General features: G+C 46.2%; 8 protein-coding genes and 1 riboswitch. All 8 genes read left to right on the forward strand.

Translation table 11 applies throughout. From position 1 onward, the window contains the following. The first annotated feature begins 270 nt into the window (after positions 1-270). On the forward strand, positions 271-432 hold the full coding sequence (locus AC1DOS_RS15075; RefSeq protein WP_477538156.1) for a hypothetical protein: 162 nt from the start codon (positions 271-273) through the stop codon (positions 430-432). Positions 433-687: 255 nt separating this feature from the next. Further along, positions 688-900, forward strand: coding sequence for a cysteine-rich CWC family protein (locus AC1DOS_RS15080; protein ID WP_477538157.1), 213 nt, complete (start codon positions 688-690; stop codon positions 898-900). Positions 901-912: 12 nt separating this feature from the next. Then, positions 913-1,224: a spore germination protein gene (locus tag AC1DOS_RS15085; RefSeq protein WP_477538163.1), complete on the forward strand. Its 312-nt coding sequence runs from the start codon at positions 913-915 to the stop codon at positions 1,222-1,224. A 128-nt stretch (positions 1,225-1,352) separates the two neighbouring features. Further along, positions 1,353-1,542: riboswitch (cobalamin riboswitch) on the forward strand. Between the two features lie 186 nt (positions 1,543-1,728). Further along, entirely contained in the window at positions 1,729-5,328 is a 3,600-nt protein-coding gene (locus AC1DOS_RS15090; protein ID WP_477538158.1) for an S-layer homology domain-containing protein, read from the forward strand. Between the two features lie 142 nt (positions 5,329-5,470). Beyond that, positions 5,471-6,349, forward strand: a complete 879-nt coding sequence (locus AC1DOS_RS15095; RefSeq protein ID WP_477538159.1) for a DUF4430 domain-containing protein — start codon at positions 5,471-5,473, stop codon at positions 6,347-6,349. 80 nt (positions 6,350-6,429) lie between these two features. Beyond that, a complete protein-coding gene (locus AC1DOS_RS15100; RefSeq protein WP_477538160.1) occupies positions 6,430-7,308 on the forward strand; it encodes an energy-coupling factor transporter transmembrane component T in 879 nt (292 codons plus the stop codon). Further along, positions 7,290-8,969, forward strand: coding sequence for an ABC transporter ATP-binding protein (locus AC1DOS_RS15105; protein ID WP_477538161.1), 1,680 nt, complete (start codon positions 7,290-7,292; stop codon positions 8,967-8,969). Before AC1DOS_RS15100 ends, AC1DOS_RS15105 begins: the two co-directional genes overlap by 19 nt. Further along, the coding region (locus tag AC1DOS_RS15110) for an ECF transporter S component (protein WP_477538162.1) at positions 8,945-9,378 on the forward strand (434 nt) is incomplete at its 3' end. The genes AC1DOS_RS15105 and AC1DOS_RS15110, both read left to right, overlap by 25 nt.

Consider the following 9,378-nt stretch of genomic DNA (forward strand, 5'->3'; position numbering starts at 1 on the left):
TGGGAATACAATAGCAACTATATAATCCAGTCCAAAAATAAGGGGATTAAATTGTAGGACTTATTGAACTAACGGATGCTTTAGTTTAATAACCAGGTGCCTTTAAAGGGTAGCTTTTCTTATGGAGTAATGAAGTCGACTACTTCCTCATCGAGGTGTTATGTCAACCTACTTTGTATGGAGCATACACCGGGGGAATTGTCATTTAGCAAGATTTGAACAAACTATCCATATCCTTAATAAAAAGAAAACTAAGGAGGGTTAAATAATTTGAGATGGTTTTTTGCTATTCTATTTATTTTGCTTGGAGCTTTTTTATTTTCATTAACCATTGATGATATGGGAAATGTAGGTCTAATAATTAAAATAGTTATAGGAATTGGCTGTTTTTTTATTGCTGGTTTTATTGTCAGAGGCAAGAAAGAAAATTAATAAGAGCCTTGCTGCGTAAGCCACAGAATATGCTCTTCTATAAATAATAATTTCTTCTTCAACTAACAGGGCAGTTTAGTTCAATAAAATATTTCAAAACATCCTTTACCCTGTACTATGGTACAGGGTTTATCACAAAGTAGTGCAAACCGTTGATACATCAGTGTTTAGGTTAGTTGAACAAAAAGGTGAGGATTCATCTCTCTTTTATGTCGAATTTGATTCATATTGTGAAAGATTAAGGAGGGGTAATAATTGGCTAATAAATATTGTCCTATATGTGGAGAGGAAAACAAATGTATGACAGGAAGAGTAGAACATGGTAACTGCTGGTGTGATACAGAAGGCGTTTTTCCTAATGGAATCTTTGAGTTAGTTCCTACAGAGAGTATAAGGAAGAATTGTATATGTAAAAAATGTGTAAATAAATATAGAGACGAATTGAAAATAAAGAAAAATATGTTGTGAACAATACGAAGAATTGAGAAATTGGATGTTAAATATATTTTGAAAGCAAGAATTGTTGAAGAAATCGTGGAAGGTAAGCCGAAGTCGATTTTCCCCTTAACATTATCTTCGGAACGTCCTGATACAGCAGCCTCAGCCCTTTTTGAAGGTCGTGTAATTGTAATGGTAGACGGGACTCCACAAGCAATTATTTCCGCAACTCTATTCGCTGAATTATTTCAAGCACCGGATGATTATTATGTTAGTTTTGGACGGTTTCCAGGTCTTTTTATCGAAAAGTTATATATTGGAATCATTCCCAGACACTTCAGAAGACGATGGTGAGTTCTGGAGACTTTTTAATCATAGGGACGATAGCCCCCACTAATCACCCATTTTTTGTAGGCAAACTTTACCAATTCTATTATTGCAATTCTATTTCCATTAAACTATAATGAAAGCGATTTAATAATTGAATAGTTATATATTTAGGTTCTTTGCTTGCGTGTAAAGATTAAAAAGGAACCAGGTTAAAATCCTGGACGGTCCGGCCACTGTAATTGAGGGAGTGACTTCCATGAGCCACTAGTTGAAAAACTGGGAAGGCGGAAGAAACGTTCCAACCTCATAAGTCAGGAGACTTGCCTAAATATAGATGTAGAATACCTTCCGGGAAAAGGTTGCATTGTGGATCATTGAATTTCTTTTTGAATTTGTGAGAATACAAAGGCTCTTACCTGTCTTCCCGGGGGTAAGCGCTTTTTTTGTTTGATTTCGAAAAGGGGAGGATTTCACGGAACCGCAACAACACGTTAATCAAAAATTCTATGAGAAATGGAGAATCATCACTTGACTAACTACACACAGAAATTGCGACGCCTTCTTCCTGCATTATTGGCATTGCTCATGCTCGGGTCCTTGATTTCACCGATCCAGGCAGGAGCCATATGGGAAGGCGGAAATGCTTCGCTACCTCAGGAGACGAGCGGCCAGCTTGCCGAAGGGCAAATTAATGCACAAGCGCAGTCGGCACAAACCGACCGAAGTGACGAGATAAGATCAAAAGTGGAACAAGCAATCGAGAGAACGAAAAACTACTACATACAAAACCCTCCGGACTATTCCAAAGGGACTTCACACAGCAATTATTGGCTGATGTCCGCTTTATGGGGCGCAGGGACGGACTTGGAAAACGATGTTCCATGGAAAGAAAATGCTTCCCCATGGAATCCAGCGTCCTATTGGACCGTCGGCAAGGAAAAGGTGACTGCTACCTCGAACGAAGATGCAGGAATTGTTATCGGTTCCATCGTTTTGGGCAAAAACCCATATAAATTCGGGACGCGAGACATTGTGCATGATTTAGTTGCGAAGCAGAAAGAAAACGGATCTTTCTTTACCATTTGGGGAGAGCCTTGGGCAATGGTCGCGCTTGATCTGATGGAAGCGGAGTATGACCAGGATAAACATATCCAATATATATTGAGTAAGCAAAATCCCACGACAGGATACTTTGGCGATTCCGATGTGACAGGGTGGATACTGATCGCCCTAGCCCCACATTTGGACCGGTCGGATGTAAAGGCGGCGGTGGATAAAGCCGTCCAAGGGATACTTGACAACCGGAACAAAGACACGGGCGAAGTCATGGGGCAGATGTTCGGGGAAAACTCAAATAGCGTCGCACCTATCATCAATGGCTTGGCCGCGGTAGGCGAGGACCTCTTCTCGGAAAAATGGACCATGGAAACGACACAACTTGGATCGGTCAACCTGATAGAACGATTTGTGGACCGCTATCAAATGGCTGATGGGAGATTTAAATGGCAGGAGAACACTTTGGGCTCCTGGCAAATGGCAACGGAGCAAGGATTGCTTGCCATCTCTGATGCCGTTGCAGGAAAGTCGACTTTCGTGCGGCTGAAAGACTACAAGGAGCAAGAACTGGACAAGCAAACGAATGTCTCGGTAAGAGTGGAAGGAATCAACGATACGCTACTCATGAATGAAGATGTCCAAGTGGAGACATTCATGGAAGCCGCCAATGCTTTCGATGCGACGGAGCAGGCGCTTGCCGAAGCAAGCATCCCGTTTGAAGGATCGAGTTCCTATATTGCCAAAATAGGGCCAGAGGAACAAGCGACGTTCGGGGCCTGGGATGGCTGGCAGTATATAGTGAATGATGACTATCCGGGTGTGTCTGTCGGAGAGTACCCGATTGAAGATGGAGATGAAATCGTCTGGTTTTACGGCAACGTCGGGGACATTTACCAAGATATCGATATAGCCGATGAAGTGGAGGAATTAACCCTCCGCCCAACCATTTCAATCGCGCCAAAATTACTTGAAGGCGATGAAATTGAAGTGACGGTTACGGCAGAATACAATGTGTACAACAGTTCCTGGGAACTGGAAAAAGAGAACGAAGTAGCGAAGATCAATGACGCGGCCATCCACTTCGATGGGAAGACATACAGAACGGATGGCAACGGAGTCGCCCGCATTCCTGGTGAAAAAGCAAGGGTCGGGACGTATGAGCTGAAGGTCACGAAAGACATTGACGGCAGTTATCCAAGGCTCCTGCGCCAAGCAAAAAAGATCATCATTGAGGAAGACCCCGACAGCGGTGCCATCCCATCGGACAAAACGGTCACACTGTCCGTCGAGAAGCGTACGATCGGTCTCGGAGATATCATTGTGCCTATGGAAGTGGTGCTGCAAAATGGTGATACTGCGTTCACATTATTGAAAAGAGTGGCCGATCAAAAAGGGGTCTCCATTGATTATATTGGATCCGGGGCCGGGCTTTACGTTCAGGCGATAGAAAATCTTGGGGAGTTTGACCATGGTTCGCAAAGTGGGTGGATGTATTCGGTCAACGGAACCTTCCCGGAATACAGTGCAGGGAACTATGTGTTGAAAGACGGAGATGTTCTCCGGTGGCAATATACGAAGGATCTTGGGCATGATCTAGGACAAGGAGATATCCCGGATAACGGAGGGGGCAGCAGTCCCGGAAACGGCAATGGAAACAACCAGATCGAGATACAAAAATCAATTGCCGATGCAGCAAAATGGATTGAAAAAACCCGTGATTTCACTAATTATGATCATTTCATCGATTGGGATGTAATTGGTTTGGCGAGGGCTGCTCAAAAAATTCCAGCTTCTTACTACGCTGCGTTCGAGAGCTATGTAAAGGCGAAAAAAGGAGATTTCAGGAAAGTCACCGACTATGAGCGGATGGCGTTGGCCATTACCTCGATCGGGAAAAATCCGAGAAATATCGCGGGATATGACTTCATTGAAAAAATCTACAACAATGAACGCATGACGATGCAAGGGACAAACGGTGTCATTTTCGCATTGCTTGCCTTGGACTCAAAAAATTACGAAGTTCCTGCGAATGCGGTATGGACGAAAGCAAAGCTGGTGGACTGGCTGCTTGCGGAACAGAACGGCGATGGTGGCTTCCCGCTGGCGGATGGAGCTGCAAGTGATATCGACATGACTGCCATGGCGCTGCAGGCTCTAGCGAAATACCAGCAAACGAAAGAAGCGAAGAATGCAACGAATAAAGGATTGGATTGGCTGTCCAAGCAACAACTGGCTGAAGGTGGATTCCAGTCGGCAGGATCAGTCAACAGCGAAAGCGTTTCGCAAGTAATCATTGCGCTGTCAAGTCTTGGGATTGACTTGGAAGACAATCGCTTCAAGAAAGAGAAAGGCGATTTGCTTTCAGCACTTCAAACCTTTGTCAATACGGATGGGGGAATTTCCCATACGAAGGGCGCGGAAAGCAACTACATGGCCACCCAGCAAGGGATGATGGCTTTGGTTGCCTATGACCGTCTCAAAACCGGCAAAACTGGCCTGTATGATATGGGAGACGTAAAGGCCTCGGACCCGTATCCTTCATTCCCAGATGTCAAGAAAGGATCTTTTGGTGAAAAAGAAATTCAGGAGCTTGCTGAAAAAGGTGTCATATCTGGCTTCTTGGATGGGACGTTCAAGCCAAACCTAGAATTGAACAGAGGGGAAGCGGCGATTTTATTTGCCAGAGCACTGGATTTGAAAGCTCCGGAGTCGCCGGCAGGATTCAAGGATGTAGCCAAATCCAGCGTATTCTATGAAGCCGCACATGCTACGAAAGCGGCAGGCATTTTCAGAGGGCAGGGGACCGGGGAAACTTTCGGTGCTGGTGACAAACTGACTCGTGAACAAATGGCTTCCGTGCTTGTCCGAGCTTTTGGATTGAAAGCCACAAATGAAAATGTGAAATTGGCTGATCTGGACAGTGTGTCGGGCGCACATCGGAAAGATGTAGAAATTTTATATCAAAATGGCATCACGTTTGGGAATAGGAACGGAAATTTCGATCCCAAAGGGTCTGTCTCCCGCGCGCATTTTGCCGTGTTCCTTTCCCGTTCACTGAACAACAAGAAATAAACAGTTTCGCGTTCATTTTATCAAGTGTTCACATTAAATAGGGTATTTCAAGGACGGTCCAGCATTCCACCACTGAGGTGCTGGATTGTCTGCAATATGGAGGACATTCAATTCAAAGAATGTCAGTAAAGGGGGACTATCGTTGAGGAACCATGTGAAGTTTTTCGCAAATTTTGCCGCTGCTTTTGTATTGGTTCTTTTGCTGGGCGCATGCGGATCGTCACTGCAGAAACCGACAGGGCTGGAAAAACCGCAGAGCAGCCAGGAAACGGATACAAGCGAAGAGCTGACGGAACAGGAACCCGTAGAAGAGAACGAGGGCATCTCTGAAGAATCATTAACGGATTCCCAAAAGGAAGAACAAGAAAAAGCAGTAGAAACCAAGGTACGGCTGGAAAACGAGCAGGAAAAAACGGTTGCGTCCGCAGAAAAAGAAGTACAGCAGCCTGCTCAAGCAAAGGAGCAGGCTGAAAACAAGCCACCAACAAAAGGAAAAACGGAAAATCATAAGCCAGGGCCTTTAGGGGAAGGTGGCAAGCAACCTCCAAAAGCTACTGCCGGCAATCCCCCAAAAACGGCACCACCCGTACAGGTCCCTTCCAAGCCACCGGCACCCCCTGTGGAAAGCCCGGCTGAAAAAGAAAAGGAACCTGAAGAGCAAGCATCCACAATCGTCTTCTCGATCGTCATCTCGTCAAGTGAGGTCCCTCTGACTCCAGTAAAGATGGAATTCAAGGAAGGGGATACCGTACTGGACGCATTGATCCAGATCGCAAAAAAACATAAAATCCAAATGGATTACCGTGGCGGGAGAGGCGCCAGTGCTTACGTGGAAGGCATCGCCAATGTCTATGAATTTGACCGTGGACAGGGGAGCGGCTGGATGTACCGGATAAATGGGGTATTTCCGGATCGTGGGGCAGGCACGGTCCCGTTAATGGCGGATGATCGTGTCGAATGGCTCTATACGACCAGTCTTGGGGAGGACCTGAAAGCCGAACTTAAACCTTTTCGTCGGTAATTCAGCCAAGCGATAACCGGCCAGTGCAATGAGGCCGGTTTTCTGCATGAGAAACGTTAAATGAAAGATGGTGTACAAATATGGAAAGTGGCTTTCGCAGCTGCCACCCATTCGTGGTTTTCTTCTATTATTTATGTGTCGGCTTTCTCGCCATGTATTTCAATCATCCAGCATTTCTGCTTGTGTCGTGCTTGTTGCTGTTTGGGGCCAATCTTGCCCATGGCGGCGGCAAAGCGCTTAGGAAATGGATTCCATCACTCGTAGGGATGAGCGTTGCCATTATTGTCTTGAATCCATTGTTGAATTCGAGAGGTACGCACATTTTCTTCTACTTTCGAGGGAAGCAGGTTACCCTGGAAGCCACGATGTACGGTGTCGTAATGGCGCTGTCGATTGTCACGATTCTGCTGATGTTCATTTCATTCAACTTCATTTTGAACGGCAATAAATTTCTGTTCGTTTTTTCTTCATTCTTGCCAAGGACCGCCTTTTTGACCATGCTGGCCATCCGCTTCGTCCCCCTTTTGAAAAGAAGGCTGGATGAAATAAGCGACGTGCAGCGCATCAAAGGGACAACAGCCTCGACAGGAACCATATGGGAGCGAGCGAAAAACGGGATGACCATGCTACAGATTTTGTTGACATGGTCCTTGCAGGAATCGATGGACACGGCGGATTCAATGAAGGCGAGGGGATACGGGACGGGCAAGCGGAACCCTTATATTCCATATAGAATGAACAAACGGGATAAGGGGTGGCTCGTGACATTAACGGCTCTTTTTGCGCTATGTGCAACAGGCGGGATGCTTGGGTACGGCAAAATCATTATCTATCCAGCTCTGGGGACATTGCACCTTTATTTCCTGGATTGGATCCTGCTTTTTTGTATGATGTTAATGGTATCATTTCCGTTGCTCGTTGAAGGGAGAGAACAATTGAAGTGGAAATTTTCCGTATAGAAGGAATGACATTCGGCTTTCMCGACATGGAATGGAAAGCACTGAAGGATATCCATTTAAGTGTGAGGGAGGGGGAATTTGTCGTGCTATGCGGCCCGAGCGGCTGCGGCAAGACGACATTGCTGCGCCTTTTAAAAAAAGAGCTTGCACCTGCAGGCAGGCGGAAAGGGGAAATCTATTACGAAGGAAAGCGTTTGGAGGACTGGGAAGAGAGGTTATTGATTGAACAAATAGGTCTTGTTTTTCAAGATCCCGACAATCAAATCGTCATGGATGAAGTGATGCAGGAAATTGTGTTCGGCTTGGAGAATCTGGGCTACTCGAATTTCGAAATGCGCAAAAGAGTTGCAGAGATGGTCCATTTTTTTGGAGTGGAAGGATTGCTGAGATTGAAGCCATCGGAACTATCCGGTGGCCAAAAGCAGATGCTGAATTTGCTTTCCGTTCTGTTATTGAAGCCCAAGGTGCTGCTGCTGGATGAACCGACTTCCCAGCTTGATCCGATTGCGGCCAAAGAGTTGATTCTCATTCTGGAAAGACTGAACAAGGAAATGGGAATGACGGTCATTCTCGTCGAACATCGGTTGGAAGAACTGTTCGGGGTTGCGGATCGGGTACTCATGATGGAGGACGGGAAAATCGTTTATGATGGGAACAGCAAAGAAGTCATCACCGAACTGTACGCGCGGGGAGATGAATGCTTCATCCCTTACGTCCCTTCAATATCCAGGCTTTATATGGAAAAAGAAGTTCGGCCAAGTCTTGATGGAATACCATTGAACGTGAAGGAAAGCAAAGAGTGGATCCGAACACTGCCAGTATATGCTGCACTTGAAGTTGCGGATGCGGATGCCACTAAGGGAATTGGGAGGCAGCGGATACTGGAAATGAAGGATGTATATTTCCAATACGAGAAAAAAGGATCGATGATCTTGAAAAGTCTTTCGCTGGATATTTTCAAAGGGGAATTCTTTGTATTGGTCGGAGGGAACGGTTCAGGAAAATCCACTGTTATGAAGGCGTGCATTGGAAGCATCAAGCCGAAACGGGGAACAGTATGCTATGAAGGAATGGAAGTAAGTAAGCTGAAGGGCAGGGAACTGTATGAAAGAATGGCCTACCTGCCCCAAAATCCACGGACCTATTTCGTCCATGATACCATTGGGAAGGAATTGGAAGAAGCGGTCTTGCGCCACGATGTGGAAAACGGCACTGCCAAAATGGAGGAATTGATGAAGGCATTCAATATCGCACATCTGCGGGATCGCCATCCGTATGATTGCTCAGGCGGAGAAATACAAAGGGCGGCACTTGCCTGCATGCTGATTGGATCTCCTGATATCCTGTTCATCGACGAACCGACAAAAGGGCTGGATCCCATCTCGAAAAAGCGCTTTTCCGAAGTGCTCTACAGGCACCATCGTGAAGGATTGACCATCATGATGGTGACGCATGACATCGAGTTCGCTGCCCGGAATGCACAAAGATGCGCTATCATGTTTGATGGGGAAATAACGGCTGTCGGCACAGCGGATCAATTATTCAAAGGGAATTACTTCTACACCACGGCAATCAACCGGGCGACACGGTCAAGCAATGTACATGAAGCACTTACGTTAGAGGAGGCGATCGAAACATGGCCCGCTCCCACATTTACTTGATGGCCGCTTCCTTTATTGTGCTCGCCATGCTCATTGTTTCCATCGCTTATTTCGATTACAATGCCTATCTGCTGCTGAGCCTTGCGATTATCGCGTGTACCATGCTCCCCTTCTTTTCGCGTTTTGAATTCAGGGAATTAGCAGGGCGGGAAATCGTCATTTTGGCGATGCTCGCGGCAATTGCGGCGGTTAGCCGCGTTCCTTTTGCGGGCCTGCCCAGTGTCCAGCCCACATCATTCGTCATCATGATGGCCGGCCTTGTTTTCGGGGCGGAATCGGGCTTCATCGTAGGGGCTGTCGCAGCGGTCGTTTCCAACTTCTTCTTGGGACAAGGACCCTGGACTCCGTGGCAAATGTATGCGTGGGGAATGCTTGGGATGAGTGCCGGTCTGTTGCGTAACGTTTGGTG

This window comes from Paenisporosarcina sp. P5_A11, assembly GCF_056400705.1.